This is a genomic window from Arthrobacter sp. H-02-3 (assembly GCF_003097355.1).
GTDB classification, from domain to species: Bacteria; Actinomycetota; Actinomycetes; order Actinomycetales; family Micrococcaceae; genus Arthrobacter; species Arthrobacter humicola.
In genome coordinates this window covers 1-16,487 of sequence record NZ_PYUI01000028.1, presented here as the reverse complement: position 1 = coordinate 16,487, position 16,487 = coordinate 1, and the positions used below count along the sequence as shown (strand labels likewise).

Sequence of the window (16,487 nt, the reverse complement as noted above, 5' to 3'; positions counted from 1 at the left end):
GAACATTTAACGCCCTCGTAAGAAGTCCTTGAGACCGTCCAGCAATTGCTCCAGACGCTCCGGGCGCACGGTGAAGGTCACGGTCCGCCCGCGCCGTTGACCCGCGGGAACATCGGCTTCCACCAGGCCCGCATCTTCGAGTCCCTGCAGCGTCCGTCGCGCGGTGTTGGGATCGGTTCCGAGTTCACGGGCCAGGTCTGCCGCCCCAGTGGGGCCGTGGATGGAGAGGTGGCGCAGAATCGCCCGGGAGAACATCGTCCCGAATGACTCGATGGCCATCTCTACGTCCCTGGGCAGGGAGCTCGGGGGACGAATATATCGGGGCATCCAATCATTTTGTCACTTCCTGTGTTTGACTCCGGCGCGGTCACGACAAGACTACATTTAATGTCGTTTTAGGGTAATGTCTTAACTATCGCACAGACAAGAACTCAGACAGCCAGTGACCACTGACACAGGGAGACCTTGTGACACAGCGAATTCACTGAATTCGTGGAAAATGGCCTGTTGGTCCACCGAGTGGAATTTTGTCACGGGGTGCGGGTAGAGGTGGACGTGATGTTCTCGGGGGGAGAGACAGGGATTGAGTAATCTATTGCCGTTCGGCGCGGCTGAGGCCTTCAAGGATGGCCGTCCGGGCGTGGTGCTGCGGATTCGACGCCCTCGGGTTGTCATGACCGTCGAAGCCGCCGGCCCTTTGTGGCTCAAGGATTCCTGGGTCCACAACCGGGCCGGGGGCCTTCCTGATGCAGCGTAAGTCGCTTGGCCTGGTGGCACTCATTGCCATCCCCGGCCTGTTCTTTGGTCTGATCTTCACCATGCTGCTGTTGCTGGCCCCCGCGAAGCCGGCGGCCGCCGATTGTGGCCCGGCTGTTTCTGTCGTCATCGACGGCAACACCAAGGTCGAGGGGTATACCGAAGAGCAGCTGAAGAACGCCGCCGCGATCATGGGTGCAGGTAAGGCACTGGACCTATCCGTGAAGGGTCAGATGATCAGCGTCATGGTCTCCCTGGGGGAGTCAGGGCTGCGGGTGCTGGACCACGGCGACGGACCCGGCCCGGATTCCCGGGGATTATTCCAGCAGCGCGACAACGGCGCGTGGGGCTCTTACGCGGACCGCATGGACCCCACCAGGAGCGCAACGAACTTCATCAACGCCCTGCAGGCCGTGGCCGGCTGGGAGCTGTTGGAACCGACCATTGCCGGCAACAGGGTCCAGCGCAACGCCGATCCCTACCACTACCAGAAGTACTGGCCCGAGGCCGTCAAACTCGTCCAGGCGCTCTCGAACTCAAAGTTCTCCCTGCAGGGCAGCGACTGCGCGGTCCCCGGACAGTCCGGCGCGGGGGATGACTACCCGTGGAAGAACTCCCCGACCTGGCTACAGGCCGGCGCAAACGCGTCCAGCACCTCGCCGCTGGGCATGTACTACCGCGAGTGCGTGGACTTCGCCCTGTGGCGGGTCAACCAGCAGATGGGTTCAACGAAAGCTCCGTTCAAGTTCCTCAACGGCTCCTTCCGCCCGGACGGGCAGGGGCTCGGCTCGGCCCTGACCTGGAAGGCCGGCTGGGATGCCAAGGGCTGGGACTCCGGCAGCACGCCCCGGGTCGGTGCCGTTGTTTGGTACGCGCCCGGTGCCGGGGGAGCGGACCCGAGCTTCGGCCACGTCGCGGTGGTCAAGGAAGTCAAGGGCAATGGGACCTACGTCGAAGAGGGCTACAACGGCAACCCGGCCCCGGCGGACCACAGCTACTACACCCGGACAGTAACCAACACTGTCCCCTCCGCTTTCCTGTACCTGCCCACCCAAGAGGAGAAAAAGTGAAAAAGCCCGTGACCTTGATCGGTGTGGCGCTGCTCTGCGTTTCGTGCGCACCGGCAGGCAACACCACGGCAGCGCCGTCGGCATCAGCGGCCGCCAGCCCCACCTCATCCGCGCCGGTCTCCCTGAGCGCCAACAGTGGACCACAGGCACCGGGCGGCACTATCCCCGCCACCATCGGCATTACCTGGGATCAGGCCAGCAAGGACGAGGCCATGGACGTCGCAGAGAACGCTATGACGGACTTCGCCCGCCCCACCGTGGAGGACAAGCAGTGGGCTAATGACCTGGCCCGCTGGCTGACCCCGCAGGCCACCGCCGACTACTCGGCAGTGGACCCGGCCGACATCCCCGCATCCCGCGTCACCGGGACCGCCACCCTAAGCGTCGATGAAACCAACGGCTTCGGCGTCATGGCAGCGGTCCCCACCAACGCCGGGACCTACACGGTGCAGCTGCTCCGCACGGGCAAGGACGCCCCGTGGAAGGTCAACCGACTCACACCACCAACGTCCTAAGCGCCGCACCTCTCCATCTCACACACGTAAGGAAGAAGTTCATGGGTACTACACCAACCGAGGTCCTGGCCTTTCCAAACATTAGGGCCATCGTCCGCGACAACGGGACCGCTGAGGTCGTCGTCGCGGGTAACTCCCGCGTCGTGCCTGCCGGGGACTCCGTACAGGATCTCCGCAACAACGCCCTTGCCCTGGTCGTGGGCGAGGCGCAGACGCTGCAGCGCCCCGTCCGGGTCCAGATTGAGGATCCCGAAGGACACGGTGAACTCATCGTGCACCCGGACAACAAGATCGAATCCGTCTCCTACGAACCGCGCCCGGCACGCCGCCGCGCAGAGGCCCCGGAAACCACCCCCGAGACCATCGCTCCGACCGTCATTGATACGGTCCCTGTTGCTGCTCCTGAACCATCAGCCGCCCCCGCACAGCCCACCGCTGCGGCAGCGGTGAAACGACAGCCGTGGCCGCCCAACCCCGTCGAGACCGAGCCAGCAACCGAGACACCTGAGCCTGCCCATTCGGAGGCCCAGCCGTCGGCCGCCGCAGAAGAACCGCAGACCACCGCAACCGTCACGGAAGCACCGCTGACCCGTCGCAGCCTGAAGGAAACCTCGTTCCTAGTCAGCGCTCCGGTTTTGGAACCGGCGACACAGGGATGGAGGGGAGCGCTCACGCGACTGGGATTCCGGATGGACCCCTCAGCGGAAGAACTCTCCCAGCGGGAGGACATCCGCACGGTCAGCCAGCACTGGCCCGGTCCCCGGACTATTGCCGTGGTGAACCGCAAGGGCGGGGCGAACAAGACCCCCACGGTCGTCATGCTCTCGGCGATCCTTGCCCGCTACAGCGGGGCCGCCACCGTCGCCTGGGACAACAACGAATCCCAAGGCACCCTGGGCTGGCGGACGGAAAAGGGTTCCCATGCCCGGAGCGTTCTGGACCTGATCGATTCATCGACCGAACTTCTCTCTCCGGCCACGAACGCGGCAGAAATCGCCAAGTTCGTCCATCACCAGACCGCCGACAAGTTCGACGTTCTGCGCTCGGATGAAAACGAAGAAGGCGATCACGAAGTCACCGCTGAGGAAGTCGATATCGCCCACCAGGTGCTCACTCGGTATTACCGGCTGGTGGTCATGGACTCGGGTAACACCGCCAGGGCAGCGAACTGGCGCCGGATGATCGACCACACCAACCAGCTCGTCGTCCCGGTCACGGCCATCGAGGACCGCGCCGAAGCTGCGCGGCTGACGCTGCAGACGCTGGAATCCCGTGGTGGCCACGACGCGGAGCTGGCACGCAACGCCGTCGTGATCGTCTCCGAATCCACCGACGCCAAGCGCAGCATGACCGGGGACGCCCTGAAGCGGGCCAAGGACGAAGCCCAGCGGATCGCTGACGGCTTCGAGCCGTTCGTCCGCGCGGTCGTCCGGATTCCTTACGATCCGGCCATGGTCAACGGTCCCATCCGTTACGAAGCCCTTCAGCCCGCCACCCAGCGGGCATGGCTGGCCGCAGCGGCCGCCGTCGCCGCCGGCTTCTAGAACAACCCACCAACGGATTCTGAAAGGAGGAACCATGCAACAGTCCCTGAACCCCTGGATCACCAGCCCCGCCGCCGACAGCGCGGAAGAGGAAGCACCGTACGCGCACGTGCCGCCTGCGGCAGTGATCAGTGAGCCGCTGAGGGGAATGGTTGAACCGGACACGGCAGACCGCCTGGCCCGCCGCACCATGTCAGGTTCTGCAGCATTGTGGATTACCGGCGCCCAGGGGGGAGCCGGCGAAAGCCGCATCGCTGACCTGCTCGACGGGGCCCGCCCCACCGGTCACTGCTGGCCCATCCTGCAGGACGGGAGCACACCCCGGGTTCTGCTGGTCTGCCGGGCAGACATGCGCGGCCTGACAGCGGCACAGAGCGCACTGACCCAATGGGCATCAGGCGCGGCACCGAAGCTGGATCTGCTCGGCCTCGCCGTCCTGGCGGACGCACCGGGGAAGACTCCCAAAGCGCTCCGTGACTTCGCCGCAATCGTCGGCGGGGGAGCGCCCCGACTCTGGACCCTGCCCTGGGTAGAGGCCTGGCGGCACGGCGACACCACAACGCCGCCCACGGGCCGCGAATACCAACGATTCATCAATGACTTGGCCTCCCTGGCCACCGACACCACACCAAGCACCACCAACTGAAAGGTCTCACCATGAACTCCTTCGCCGTACTTGACGGAAGCGTCATCCCCAACCCCACCCCGACCGTCCCGGCCGAGGCCGGCGGCCTGCTCACGGTCCTGAACTGGGCCTCCGGCATCGGCCTGGTCCTCGGCGTCCTGGGCGTCATCATCGTCGGCATCGGCATGGTGATTCAGCTCCAGCGCGGAGAGGGCGCACAAGCCATCGGCAAGCTCGGCTGGGTCCTCCTGGGCTGCATCATCATCACCGGCGCTTCCGGCATCGTCCGCGCCTTCGTCTAAGCCAGCACCAACAACGGGAGGTTCACCATGAGCCAGTCAACAGAGAGCACCACCGAAAGCAATCCGTTCACCAAGCCCGGTTTCATCATTGCTGCCGCGCTGGTGGTCGCGCTGATCGCAGCAACCGTCGTCATCTTCCTGCTCCCCAAAGGACAGGGAAACGCCCAGCCAGCTCCTGCCCCGACAGAGACCAGCAGCACAGCCGCAGCCAGCCCCAGTGCCTCCGCTGGGGCTGGCAAGAGCGTCTGCGGCCTCCCTGCGAGCAAGGAAACTGCACTGGGAACCGCGCCCAAATCCAAGTGGGACTTGCTCGGAACCATGGCCGTTCCAACCGATCCATCAACAGCAGGCCCCGGCACTGTGGGCAAGGACGGTCTGAGGTCGTGCTTCGCCCAGTCACCCACAGGGGCTCTTTACGCAACGGCGAACATCTGGGCGTCGTCATTCAACGGCTATGCAAAACAGGTTTACCTGGAGCTTTCAGCTGACAGCCCTTCGCGGGACAAAGCAGTACAGGCCATAAAGGAAGGCAAGGACGTCAGCGGTGGGACCTCACCGAAGGCCCAGATCGCCGGCTTCATGATCCATTCATACACTCCCGAAACAGCCATTGTGGAGCTGGCTTTCGAGACCAAAGATGGCGGATACGGTGCTCTCTCGACGTCACTGCTTTGGGAGGACGGCGACTGGAAAATGGATATCCCGCCCGCTGGCGGAGGCGCAGTTCGCCAGGTCAGTGACCTGAGTTCATTTATCCCTTGGGCCGGAGTCTGACATGGCAGAAAAGGAATGCGAAGTTTGGAACGTTGTCTGCATGGGCGAACAGCGACTCGGCAATGTTGCGGCGGGGATCGCGGACGACGCAATCAACAATCTTGCAAAAGCCATCATGGAGGGCATGAGCCAGATGGTGACAACACTGTCTACCTTCTGGGTCTCCATGCCCACCGTGAACCTGGCCAGCCAGGACGGCACCACGCCAAGTCCCGTTGTTTCTGCCGTCAATAGCGAATTGATGCCCTGGACGCTGGCGCTGGCGGTCCTCGCCGTCATCCTCGGAGGCATCCGGATGATCTGGGAACAGCGTGGGGCACCGCTAAAGGACCTGCTCCGCTCGCTGCTCACGCTCACTCTGGTGTCGGGCCTTGGTTTGGGTGTCATCTCAATTCTGGTGATCGCGGCCGACGCCTTCGCTGTCGCCGTCATCCAGCGTTCCACGGACGGGAAGGGATTCGCAGCGTCGATGAACATCCTGGTCATAACCAACCAGACCGGCGTCGGGGTGTTTATCCTGATCGTCCTGGGACTCATCGGGTTGATTGCGTCCCTCGTCCAGGTCGTGCTGATGGTGGTGCGCAGCGGCATGTTGGTGATCCTGGCGGGCATCCTGCCCACCACGGCCGCGTTCACGAACACGGAGATGGGCAGGCAGTGGTTCCAGAAAGCAGTTGGCTGGACCATCGCGTTCATCCTCTACAAACCAGCTGCGGCGATCGTCTACTCGGTCGCGTTCCTGCTCATGGGCAACGGTGCGGGCCAGAACGCGCTGATTAGGTCCATCACGGGCTTCACGCTAATGGTCGTTGCCTTGTTCGCCCTGCCAGCCCTGATGCGGTTCGTGACGCCGATGGTCGGTGCCGTCGCCTCTGGCGGGGGAGCCGGGGCAGGCGCGGCAGTGGGTGCCATGGCCACAGGTGCTGTCTCCCTGGGCCGCAGCGGCAGCGGCAAAGGCAATGCCGCACCGACGCCAGCCAGCACGCAAAGCAACCAATCAGGCACATCTCCGAAGGGCAGCGACGGAACACCTGGGCCCAAGGGAGGCGGCGGCCAGCCGACCCCAGGGTCCACCGGCCCCGCTGGAGCCACCGGCACCGCAGCATCTGGTACTGCAGGAGCTGGGGCGGGAGCCGCAGGAGCAGGTGCCGGCGCTGGAGCAGGAGCAGCAGCTGGGGGAGCCGCAGCAGCAGCCGGACCAGTTGGCATGGCCGTAGCCGCAGGAGCACAGGTGGCGTCAAAGACATCGCAGGCAATCGAAAAGACCGCGCAGGATTCAACCGGGGAGGGCCCCAGTGGCAGCAATTAGCACCGAATACAAAGAACCGTCCTACGGCAATTGGCGCGTACCGCGCTCAGCCGGTCTGGGCAACCTCGGCGCTATCGGCACCGGGATTGTCATGGCCGGGCTGTTGCTGGGCATCACCAGCTTTGCTATCTGGGGTTTGTTCCCGGGCCTCGCTGTTCTGGCCTTGGCCGGGGTCAGCGCCCTGTTGCTGACGGTCAAGGACAAGCATGGCCAGTCCGTTGTTGACCGGTTCGGCACCCGCATGGCTTTCAAACTCTCCAGGTCCTCCGGGACGAATCTCTACCGGTCCGGCCCTCTGGGTGTGACGGAGTGGGGCATGTACCAGCTCCCCGGACTTGCCGCGAAGTCCACCCTGTACGAGTTCGCTGACTCCTACAAGCGCCCCTTCGCCCTGTTGCATGTGCCAACCACGAGCCACTTCACGGTGATTTTCTCCACCGAACCTGATGGTGCCACGCTGGTTGACCCTGAGCAGGTTGATGCGTGGGTGGCGAACTGGGGCGGATGGCTCGCCGGGCTGGCGGATGAGGCCGGGCTGGACGCCGCGGCTGTCACGGTGGAGACCGCCCCCGACTCTGGGTACCGGCTCCGGAACGAAGTCATGATGAACATCGACCCTGACGCGCCGGCATTTGCCAAGGACATGCTGAGTGAAGTCGTGGATACGTACCCGGAGGGATCGGCCACGGTCCGCGCCTGGGTGTCCCTGACGTTCAACGCCTCCCTCCGTGCGGGATCGAAGAAGCGCACACCGGAAGATGTTGCCCGTGACCTCGCCTCGCGGATCCCGGGCCTGTCGGCCCGCCTTCAGTCCACCGGCGCCGGTATTGCCCGTCCGATGTCCGCGCAGGAACTCTGCGAAGTTGTGCGGATCGCCTACGATCCCCCCGCCGCCCTGATCATTGATGAAGCGCACGCCGCCGGTTCTCCGGTGTCCCTGACCTGGGGTGAGGTCGGCCCCACTGCGACGCAGGCGAGCTGGGATACCTACCGGCACGACAGCGCATTCTCGGCCTCCTGGACGATGACCGGCGCCCCGCGCGGGTCTGTGAATTCCTCGGTCCTGTCCCGGCTATTGGCCCCGCACGGGGACGTTGACCGTAAGCGAATTTCCCTGCTGTACCGCCCGATGGATTCCGCCCGGGCAGCTGCCGTGGTCGAGCGGGACCAGAACAACGCCAACGTCCGCATCACCTCCGGGACCAGGCCCAGTGCCCGCGCCCTGGTCGATGCCCGCTCCGCTGTGCAGACCGCGCACGAGGAAGCCCAAGGCGCCGGGCTGGTGAACTTCGGGATGGTCGTCACGGCCACCGTGACCGACCGGGAACGCCTCGATGATGCCGTCGCCGCTGTGGAGCAGACCTCCGGTACTGCCCGGGTGTTGTTGCGCCGCGCTTACGGCGCGCAGGACACCGCGTTCGCGGCCTCCCTGCCGCTTGGCCTGGTGTTGCCCAAGCACAGCATGGTGCCCTCCGAGATTAAGGATGCTCTGTAGTGGCCCTCATGGACATGTTCACCCGTGCCTCCAAGCAGACCACCGAGCGGGCAACGGCTGCGCCCAAGAAGAAGGCTGAGAAGCAGCCACGCGAGGCCGGGCCGGGTGCCCGTGGCTGGTCCGGTCGTGGCGGGGGCATGGCCCAGCTCGTTCCGTCCGTGAAGGAGTACCGGGGAACAACGGTTCAGGTCTGCGGCCTGTGGCCGTTCTCCTCCGGTGCGTCCTCGCCCATGATCGGTATCCCGCTCGGACGCCACGAGGAAACCCAGGCCACGGTCTGCTGTGACCCCATCAGCTGGTTCCAGCGCGCACGGCTCATCTCCAACCCCTCGGCCTTCATCCTGGGCAAGCCCGGGCTGGGGAAGTCCACCGTTGTGCGGCGGATGTTCATCGGCCTCTCGGCGCAGGGTGTTCACCCTCTGATCCTGGGAGACCTCAAAGGCGAGCACGTCAAAGCAGTGGAAGCTCTCAACGGGCAGGTCATCAAGCTTGGCCGTGGCGTCGGGTACCTGAACATTCTGGACCCCGGCCAGGCCGTCGAAGCCGCGCAGCTGCTCGAGGACAGCGGTCACCATGAGGACGCCACGCGGGTCCGGGCCGACGCGCACGGCCGGCGCCTGACGATGGTCGTTTCGCTGATCACCATCAGCCGGAACAACCCGCCCACCGATCAGGAACAGACCATCCTTGACCGGGCGCTGCGGGTCCTCGATGACCGGTTCGACGGTATTCCTGTCCTGAAGGACCTCCTGGACGTCATTGTCTCCGCGCCCGATGAGCTGCGCCAGGTCGCACTGGACCGGGGAGACATGACCGTCTACCTGCAGGAAACCCGCGCATTGGAAGCAACCCTTCTGGGCCTGACCGGTGGAGGGAAGCTGGGGGAAATCTTCTCCCGGCAGACCACCAATCCCATGATGCGGGACCGCGCCGTGGTCTTCGATGTCTCCAGCATTGACGAGACCGAAACAGACCTGCAGGCCGCAATTTTGCTGGCGTGCTGGTCCTACGGATTCGGAACCGTCAACGTCGCCAACGCCCTGGCAGATGCCGGCCTGGAACCGCGCCGGAACTACTTCGTGGTCCTGGATGAGCTGTGGCGGGCACTGCGTGCCGGTAAAGGCATGGTGGACCGGGTGGACGCCCTGACCCGGCTGAACCGGTCCGTGGGTGTCGGGCAGATCATGATTTCCCACACCATGTCCGACCTGCTGGCACTGCCGGCGGAAGAGGACCGGATGAAGGCCCGCGGCTTCGTGGAGCGTTCCGGCATGGTCATCTGCGGCGGTCTGCCGGCCTCGGAGATGCCGCTGCTGACCTCGGCCATTCCGTTGTCCCGCCAGGAGCAGCAAAAGCTCATCTCCTGGCAGGACCCGCCCGCCTGGGACTCCCGCGGCGTTGACGTCGAACCTCCCGGCCGCGGAAAGTTCCTGATCAAGGTCGGCGGCCGCCCCGGCATCCCCCTGCAGGTTGGGCTGACCTCGATCGAAACCGGAGACCATGGCGTGAACGACACCCAAACAAAGTGGCACGCCCCAGCTGATTCCCTCCTTGAGCCAGCAGCTCCGCAGCTACCCACCGAAGGAGGCACACCGTGAGCGCACCGAACCGTAAAGGAATGGGCCTCGGCGATGCCCTGCTGGTCTGGTTGGCTATCGGCTTCATCGTCGTCTTCGGCGGCGGGACCTACGCGGCCGCGCACCTCGGTTCCTGGATGGCCGGCATCGAAGCACCGCCCGCCCACCCGATTGATCTGATCGCCGGGTTGATCAAGGGCCGGGTGCCCTGGCCAACCCAGTCCACGGTCGCAGCGTGCCTCATGGCCGGACTGGTTCTGGTCTTGGTTGTTGTCGTGCTGGTGGCATGGAAGAAGGGCGCGTCCAAGCGTGCCCGGGTCGATAAGGCCGCCCGGTACCTGGGCCGTGGGAAGTCCTTGGCCGCGTTCTCCGAGAAGGGCGCGAAAGCGACGGCCGAGCGGCTGGGCGTGAAGGACACCCCGGGCATCGTCGTCGGCAAGGTTGTCTCAACCGGGCAGACGTTCATTCAGTCCTGGGAAGACCTCAGCCTCGACATTTGGGGTCCTCGTACAGGTAAGTCGACTTCCCGGGTCATGCCCGCGATCCTGGACGCACCCGGTGCCGTTGTCTCCACCTCGAACAAGCGTGATGTGGTGGACGGCACCCGGGGGGTCCGGGTCCTGACCGCCCCGGTGTGGGTGTTCGATCCGCAGAAGATCGCCCAGGAGGAAGCGGAGTGGTGGTGGAACCCGCTCTCCTACGTCACGGACGAAGAGAAGGCCTACAAGCTCACGCAGCACTTCTCAGTCGGTTCAAGGGTCCCGGGGTCCAAGCCGGATGCCTACTTCGACCCCAAAGCCGAAGACATTCTCTCCTCGTACTTCCTCGCGGCCGCGCTCGGGGAGCGGCCCATCACGCAGGTCTACTTGTGGGTGACGGAGCAGGTTAACCGGGAGCCAATCAACATCCTCAAAGAGCATGACTACGAGCTGCAGTACAAGGGCCTGGAGTCCACGCTGGAACTGGCCGACAAACAGCGCGACGGTATCTTCGGCACCGCAGAGAAGATGATTCAGTGCCTCAAGAGCAGGAACACGCTGCGCTGGGTCGCTCCGACCGGTGGCGCGACGGTGGCCACTGATGCCCGCCGCCAGTTCAACCCGCATGCTTTCGCTGCCTCACAGGAGACGATTTACATTCTCTCCAAGGAAGGGGCCGGCTCAGCTTCCCCGCTCACCACAGCTTTGACGGTGGCCATTGCCGAGGCGATGGAGGAACGGGCCGAACGCAGTGGTGGCCGCCTGCCCAAGCCTGCGCTGTTCGCGCTGGACGAGTTGGCCAACGTCGTCCGCTGGGCTGCCCTGCCGGATCAGTTCAGCCACTACGGCTCCAAGGGCCTGATCGTCATGGGCATCCTGCAGTCCTGGTCACAGGGCGTCGAACTGTGGGGCGAGGCGAACATGCGGAAAATCTGGTCGGCCGCAAACGTCAAGGTCTACGGCGGCGGCGTGGCCGAAGAAGGTTTCCTCCGGGCACTCTCGGACCTGATCGGGGACTACAGCTACACCAGCGTCTCCGTCTCGTCCGGAAAGTCCGGCTCCAGCCGCTCCCGGCAGGAGGGCAAGGAACGCATCTTCGATGTCTCCAACCTCGCCGAACTCGACCGCGGCCGCGCGGTAGTCCTCGCATCCGGTGCCCCGGCCACGCTGGTCCGGACAATGCCCTGGTACACCGGCCGGCATAAGGAAGCCGTGGAGGCGTCCATCAGGAAGTACAGCCCGCGGCCCGAAGAAGAGGCCGTCCCGGTTTCTGCCGCACCGATCGCTAATCCCTGGGTCACGGAGTAAGGAAGCAATCACTCATGGCAGATGATTTCGGATTGTTCGATACGGACACTCCCGCCCCCAGCCCCGGCACAAGCGAGGACGAAAAGGCCGAGAAGGCACCGGAGCTCGTCTACGGCACGGCCGAAGAGTTCCTTCACGAGCAGCTGCTGCCGACATACGTCCGCAGCGTCACCGGGAAGACCGCAAAGTGGTGCATCGAGTGGTACTTTCACCCCGAAGCAGTCTCGCGCATTGCGGCTCTCTGGCGTTCCTGGGAGCACCTGCGCCTCGACGCTGCGACCGGCATGAGCGTCTGGTGGCGGGATCATGCAGACCACCACATGGCCGTCCTGCTGAACCCCCAGGGGCCGTTCTACAACTGCGATATGAAAGAACACCGCGACCCGGACCATCTGGAACCAAAGAAAGCACCTGATGGCTGGTTCCGCGACGCACGGACGCCAACGTCTTAGACAACGATGCTCACGAAAAGGGGGACCACCAACAGGCGGGTCCCCTTTTCGTGAGCTATCTGGGGCGGCTTACTGAAAAAGTGAAATATCCAACGCTAAGCGTCAAGGACGCGTTTCGCAGGGGATCTCGAGAGCTGGAGCTCGACGCGGCTGCCATATGACGTGGGCGGAGACTGCGCCATGACTACCGGATCATTCTGCACCACGGCACCAGTCATTTGTGCTCATCGCTTACGCGGCGCTACTCCCCACGCCTGAGCGAACGACTTGCCGTTGAGGCGCCACGTCGTCAGGTTGGCGCTGACCTTGTCGGTGTCCCGGTAGGAGTTGCCCGCCGTCTGCACCGTCCGTGCAACCGGAAGCACACCAGCAAGTGTTCAGAGACCTGGACGGATGAAAGTAGCTGTCAGGACCGTTTGTTGCCTGGTTCGCTGGACTGCTCGCCGGGCAAGGGGCTTGACCTTCCCCTCTGGTGGAAGGTCGACACTGGTCTCAGGGGATTGTTTTCAGTCTTGAGGAGAAACCGTATGTCTGATCGTCCGTCCGCCCCTTCGGGGGGAATAGGTGGAATTCTGTTCGCTGTCGGGGCCGTGGCCCTGGCCGTCATCTGTTGTGCCGGCCCGGTTCTGATCGCCGGGGGTGGTCTCGCTCTGGCGGGCGGGGTGCTCGGCAATCCTGCCGTCCTTGCCATCGGCACGCTAATTGTTGCAGGAGCCGTCGCCTTTACTGTGAGCCGCCGCCGCGCCAGTGCCCGGGCAAGTGCAGTACCGGGCGGGCAGTCCGATGGCGGGTCACCCGCTGCTGAAGGTCGCGCCCCGAAGATGGCTGACTGCTGCGACTCACAGAAGACCGGGGCCAACGCTTCCGTGCAGCAACCGGGGAGCCGGGATACTTCGTCCGCGAACGAAAGGAACAGACGACCATGACCTTCTCCACACCACCGTCAGCACCCCGGCCGACACGGGACCATCCCCGCCACCGACCGGCCAAGCGGGCAGGCGCGCTGATGGGTGCCGTGCTGGCCGCAACACTGCTGGCCGGCTGCGGCCCCACTACCAGTGCAGGCGCGCCGGCGGGTGCCGCGGCTTCCTCAAGCGCCGGCCCCGCCAGTGCCGGGTCGGGGTCCGCGGCTGCGTCCGTCACGGTAAAGACACTTGATGGCTCGTCGCTGACGCTTCCGACAGGCAAGCCGACCGTCATCTATTTCTTCACAGCTTCCTGCGGACCATGCGCCGCCGGGGTGAAGAATGTTGCCTCAGGCCTGGCCAAGGCCGCCCCCGGCGCGCAGGCCATTACCGTCGATCTTGATCCCAGCGAGCCGACCGAGGTCCTGAACCAGTTCATCGCCTCTGTCGGCAACCCGCCGGTCACGCTGGTGCGGGATGACGGGACCTTGTTGAAACACTTCAACATCGGTTCCCTCGGGACGACGGTCGTCCTGAACTCTTCAGGCAAAGAGATTTACCGCGGAGTGGATCCTTCTGCCGATGAAACTGCCAAGGCCCTCGCGGCCGCCGGCTCGTAGGAGGGACCGACCATGACAGGAACACTCGCCTTCGCTTTCGGTGCCGGGATGCTTTCGACGGTGAACCCGTGCGGATTCGCCATGCTTCCGGCCTTTCTTGCCTATTACATCGGTCGCGACGACACCGCCGCCGAGTCCGCAGGTCCCGGGCTTCTCCGCCGTGCTCTCAGTGGCTTGGGCGCCGGGCTACTGGTCAGCCTCGGATTCGCCGGGATCTTCACCCTTACCGGCCTGCTCGTTGCTTTCGGTCTGCGCAGCATCATCGGCGCCGTACCGTGGGTGGCTGTTCTGATCGGGGTCCTGCTCGCCGGGGTCGGGATCGCGATGCTCGCCGGCCGCCGCGTGGGTCTGAGCCTGAACTCGAACCGGCTGAACCGGCCCGGCCGCGGGCCGGGCTCGATGGTCGCCTTCGGCGCCGCTTACGCCGTCGCGTCGCTCTCCTGCACCCTGGCGGTGCTGTTGGCGGTCATCGCCCAGGCCCTGGCAGCGAACAGCATTACTGCCCTGTTTTTGGTCTTCGTGGCCTACGCCGCCGGGGCGAGCATGGTCCTGATCCTGTTGGCGCTCTCCTCGGCGCTGGCCAGCGGAGCCCTGGCCAAAGGACTGCACCGGGCCTCGCGCTACCTGCCCCGTGTCGCCGGAGCCGTACTCGTGCTTTCCGGGGCCTATCTTGTCGCTTACTGGGCGCCGGCGCTGGCCACCGGCCAGCCCAATCAGGGCATCGCCGGAGGGATGAACGTTTTGTCTTCGGCAGTGACCGGGTTCATCGGGGCCAATACCGCCGTCATCGCGGTTCTCGCCATCTCCCTCGCCGCGGCCGTGCTGCTCGCGGCCCTCTGGACACGTAGGCGCACCGCCGGGCCGATGCCGAAGGAACCCGATGACGACTGCTGCGCGCCCGCAACCGAACTGCCCGTAAATGGCGCCAACCACTCCGACGCGGACCTGAACCGCACGACCCCTGCTGCATCGCGCGACGTCCCGCCGGCCTGACGCCGGATCAGGCGGCGCCGGCCAGCAGTCAGCTGAGCCCGGGGTGCTGGAACTGTTGAGGTGGGGTGGGGGTTATGGTCGGCGTCCCCGCAGAGCCCAGAGTGCTTCGCAGGTTGCGGCGACGGCGAGCCCGAACACCTGGTGGGCGGCAAAGCCGCGCAGATGGGTCACCAGGGGGTAGGCACGGTTCGGGGCGCTGAACCCGGCCAGGGGTGTCATGGTTTCATCGGCGATCAACGACATCGCCGTCCCCGTGAGCAGGCCGGCGGCGACCACTCCCATGCCTGCCCTGCGGCGCAGCAGCACATACAGGGGCGACCAGCTCAGCGCGAGCCCGTAATGCATGAACATCGAGGCGCGCTCCAGCGCTTTTCCCTCCAGCATGATCCCGGCCGCACCGAAGATCTTCTTTGCTGCCAGCTCATAGGGCGGCCCCGGCCGGGCGGCGTCTTCCCGGGCCCGGTCCCGGGCAGGCTCCAGTTCGTAGAGTTTCATGCTGACCGGTTCCATGGCCTTGGTCCCGACGTAGCCGGCGACCCAGGCGGTGGCCAGGTCTTCGAGTGCTTCAGCGACTTTCATGATGATCTCTCCCTGGGAGGAATCATGTGATCCGGACGCCAGGGGGCAGCAGCGTCCCTGGGTGTGCGCGGCGGCTAGATGTCGAGTTCGTCCAGGGCAGCCTGATAGGCCTCGTTGTAGGTCGGGTACTGGGCGACCTGGTCGCGCAGGGTGTCGATGGGGATCCGGGCGCGGATGGCCAGGGAGGCCTGGTGGATCCATTCCCCGGCCATCGGGGCCACTGCCCAGGCGCCGATCAGGACCTTGCGCTCGGTATCGGCCAGCAGGCCCAGGTGTCCACGGGGATCCCGTTCGTAGGTCCAGGGCCGGGTGATGGCTGCGGCGAGGTCGATTTCCGCCACTGCGGTTCTCAAGCCCTGCTGTCCGGCCTGGTCCCGGGTGAGGCCGGCGGCGGCGATTTCCGGGTCGGCGAACACGACCCGGGGAATACCCTCGTAGAAGGCCTTCCGGGGTTTGCCGAGAATGGCGTCGGCCGCGATCCGGCCCTGGTATTTCGCGACGTGGGTGAAGGCCATGATGCCGGTGACGTCCCCGATCGCCCACACCTTCTCGCCGGCACGGCAGTGTTCATCGACCTGCACCTGCCCGCGCTCACCCAGGACCACGCCTGCCTGTTCGAACCCCAGGTCCTGGGTGCGAGGGGTGCGGCCTGTGGCGAAGATGACGACGTCGGCCGCCACCTCGGTGCCGTCGTCGAGGTCAAGGACGCTCTGCCCGCCCGCACGGCGGCCCCGACGGGCGTTTACTCCGAGGCGGATGTCAATCCCGGCTTCGGGCAGGTATTTGCCGGCCAGTTCACCGGCCCGGGGTTCTTCACGTTCCAGGAGCCGGTCCCCGCGGTGGATCAGGGTGACCTTGACTCCGAAACGGGCCAGGAACGTGGCCGTCTCAATCCCGACGGCACTGCCGCCGACGACGACAGCCCGCTCCGGGAGGGTCGTGGCCGTATAGGTTTCCCGGTTCGTCCAGGCCGTGATCTGATCCAGGCCCTCCAGGGCCGGGAGGACCGGTTCGGAGCCGGTCGCGATGATGATATGTTCCGCGCTCAGTTCCCGGTCTCCGGCCAGGATCCGTCCGGGTCCGGTGATCCGGGCCTCCTCTTTGACGACCACCGCCCCGTGGCGGGCGTACCCGTCGATCTGGTCCTTGTCATCAAGATGCCTGATCATGTAATCGCGGTAGTC

The 16,487-nt window shown here is 65.2% G+C and carries 17 protein-coding genes; 13 read left to right on the top strand and 4 right to left on the bottom strand.

The genetic code is table 11. From position 1 onward, the window contains the following. Positions 1–6 precede the first annotated feature (6 nt). On the bottom strand, positions 7–279 hold the full coding sequence (locus C9424_RS19555) for a helix-turn-helix domain-containing protein (protein WP_237563576.1): 273 nt from the start codon (positions 277–279) through the stop codon (positions 7–9). A gap of 467 nt (positions 280–746) precedes the next feature. Between C9424_RS19555 and C9424_RS19550 the strand changes: the two genes are divergently transcribed. Genes C9424_RS19550 through C9424_RS19500 form a run of 11 tightly spaced genes read left to right on the top strand, consistent with a single transcriptional unit; the run spans position 747 to position 12,206 of the window. Continuing rightward, positions 747–1,826, top strand: coding sequence for a CHAP domain-containing protein (locus C9424_RS19550; RefSeq protein WP_116768516.1), 1,080 nt, complete (start codon positions 747–749; stop codon positions 1,824–1,826). Beyond that, positions 1,823–2,341 (top strand): hypothetical protein, encoded by a 519-nt coding sequence (locus tag C9424_RS19545; protein WP_116768515.1) that lies wholly within the window; start codon positions 1,823–1,825, stop codon positions 2,339–2,341. The genes C9424_RS19550 and C9424_RS19545 overlap by 4 nt, the downstream gene beginning before the upstream one ends. Positions 2,342–2,382: 41 nt before the next feature. Further along, positions 2,383–3,885, top strand: a complete 1,503-nt coding sequence (locus tag C9424_RS19540) for a chromosome partitioning protein ParA (protein WP_116768514.1) — start codon at positions 2,383–2,385, stop codon at positions 3,883–3,885. A gap of 34 nt (positions 3,886–3,919) precedes the next feature. Further along, on the top strand, positions 3,920–4,531 hold the full coding sequence (locus tag C9424_RS19535) for a DUF6668 family protein (RefSeq protein WP_116768513.1): 612 nt from the start codon (positions 3,920–3,922) through the stop codon (positions 4,529–4,531). An 11-nt stretch (positions 4,532–4,542) separates the two neighbouring features. Beyond that, on the top strand, positions 4,543–4,812 hold the full coding sequence (locus tag C9424_RS19530; RefSeq protein ID WP_116768512.1) for a hypothetical protein: 270 nt from the start codon (positions 4,543–4,545) through the stop codon (positions 4,810–4,812). 27 nt (positions 4,813–4,839) lie between these two features. Next, on the top strand, positions 4,840–5,586 hold the full coding sequence (locus tag C9424_RS19525; protein WP_116768511.1) for a hypothetical protein: 747 nt from the start codon (positions 4,840–4,842) through the stop codon (positions 5,584–5,586). Positions 5,587–5,626: 40 nt separating this feature from the next. After that, entirely contained in the window at positions 5,627–6,895 is a 1,269-nt protein-coding gene (locus tag C9424_RS19520; protein WP_237563575.1) for a hypothetical protein, read from the top strand. Next, entirely contained in the window at positions 6,882–8,390 is a 1,509-nt protein-coding gene (locus C9424_RS19515) for an SCO6880 family protein (protein WP_116768509.1), read from the top strand. The genes C9424_RS19520 and C9424_RS19515 overlap by 14 nt, the downstream gene beginning before the upstream one ends. An 8-nt stretch (positions 8,391–8,398) precedes the next feature. Next, positions 8,399–9,988 carry an ATP/GTP-binding protein gene (locus C9424_RS19510; RefSeq protein ID WP_442862058.1) on the top strand — a complete coding sequence of 530 codons (1,590 nt, stop codon included), beginning with the start codon at positions 8,399–8,401 and terminating at the stop codon, positions 9,986–9,988. Next, the gene (locus C9424_RS19505; protein ID WP_116768508.1) at positions 9,985–11,754 is read left to right on the top strand and encodes a type IV secretory system conjugative DNA transfer family protein; all 1,770 of its coding nucleotides are present in this window, start codon (positions 9,985–9,987) and stop codon (positions 11,752–11,754) included. Before C9424_RS19510 ends, C9424_RS19505 begins: the two co-directional genes overlap by 4 nt. A gap of 14 nt (positions 11,755–11,768) precedes the next feature. Next, complete coding sequence (locus C9424_RS19500) at positions 11,769–12,206, top strand: DUF4913 domain-containing protein (RefSeq protein ID WP_116768507.1); 438 nt, start codon at positions 11,769–11,771, stop codon at positions 12,204–12,206. A 224-nt stretch (positions 12,207–12,430) separates the two neighbouring features. Here the strand turns inward: C9424_RS19500 and C9424_RS21520 are convergent, their stop codons facing one another. Then, positions 12,431–12,571 carry a hypothetical protein gene (locus C9424_RS21520; RefSeq protein WP_161958258.1) on the bottom strand — a complete coding sequence of 47 codons (141 nt, stop codon included), beginning with the start codon at positions 12,569–12,571 and terminating at the stop codon, positions 12,431–12,433. 557 nt (positions 12,572–13,128) lie between these two features. On the opposite strand from C9424_RS21520, the gene C9424_RS19495 reads away from it, so the two are divergent. Both C9424_RS19495 and C9424_RS19490 read left to right on the top strand, forming a co-directional pair. Continuing rightward, positions 13,129–13,731, top strand: a complete 603-nt coding sequence (locus C9424_RS19495) for a TlpA family protein disulfide reductase (protein ID WP_202615937.1) — start codon at positions 13,129–13,131, stop codon at positions 13,729–13,731. Between the two features lie 12 nt (positions 13,732–13,743). Next, a complete protein-coding gene (locus tag C9424_RS19490; RefSeq protein WP_116768506.1) occupies positions 13,744–14,724 on the top strand; it encodes a cytochrome c biogenesis CcdA family protein in 981 nt (326 codons plus the stop codon). 72 nt (positions 14,725–14,796) lie between these two features. Here C9424_RS19490 and C9424_RS19485 read toward each other — a convergent pair whose 3' ends face one another. Next, positions 14,797–15,303, bottom strand: a complete 507-nt coding sequence (locus C9424_RS19485; RefSeq protein WP_116768505.1) for a DUF1440 domain-containing protein — start codon at positions 15,301–15,303, stop codon at positions 14,797–14,799. A 74-nt stretch (positions 15,304–15,377) separates the two neighbouring features. Then, a partial coding sequence (locus C9424_RS19480) for a dihydrolipoyl dehydrogenase family protein (RefSeq protein WP_133247540.1) occupies positions 15,378–16,487 on the bottom strand: 1,110 nt, incomplete at its 5' end.

Coding starts and splice junctions, on each gene's coding strand:
- C9424_RS19540 (WP_116768514.1), top strand. CDS start 2,383: ATGGGTACTACACCAACCGAGGTCCTGGCCTTTCCAAACATTAGGGCC.
- C9424_RS19550 (WP_116768516.1), top strand. CDS start 747: ATGCAGCGTAAGTCGCTTGGCCTGGTGGCACTCATTGCCATCCCCGGC.
- C9424_RS19555 (WP_237563576.1), bottom strand. CDS start 279: ATGGCCATCGAGTCATTCGGGACGATGTTCTCCCGGGCGATTCTGCGC.
- C9424_RS19510 (WP_442862058.1), top strand. CDS start 8,399: ATGGACATGTTCACCCGTGCCTCCAAGCAGACCACCGAGCGGGCAACG.
- C9424_RS19535 (WP_116768513.1), top strand. CDS start 3,920: ATGCAACAGTCCCTGAACCCCTGGATCACCAGCCCCGCCGCCGACAGC.
- C9424_RS19525 (WP_116768511.1), top strand. CDS start 4,840: ATGAGCCAGTCAACAGAGAGCACCACCGAAAGCAATCCGTTCACCAAG.
- C9424_RS19500 (WP_116768507.1), top strand. CDS start 11,769: ATGGCAGATGATTTCGGATTGTTCGATACGGACACTCCCGCCCCCAGC.
- C9424_RS19530 (WP_116768512.1), top strand. CDS start 4,543: ATGAACTCCTTCGCCGTACTTGACGGAAGCGTCATCCCCAACCCCACC.
- C9424_RS19485 (WP_116768505.1), bottom strand. CDS start 15,303: ATGAAAGTCGCTGAAGCACTCGAAGACCTGGCCACCGCCTGGGTCGCC.
- C9424_RS19520 (WP_237563575.1), top strand. CDS start 5,627: ATGGGCGAACAGCGACTCGGCAATGTTGCGGCGGGGATCGCGGACGAC.
- C9424_RS19490 (WP_116768506.1), top strand. CDS start 13,744: ATGACAGGAACACTCGCCTTCGCTTTCGGTGCCGGGATGCTTTCGACG.
- C9424_RS19495 (WP_202615937.1), top strand. CDS start 13,129: ATGACCTTCTCCACACCACCGTCAGCACCCCGGCCGACACGGGACCAT.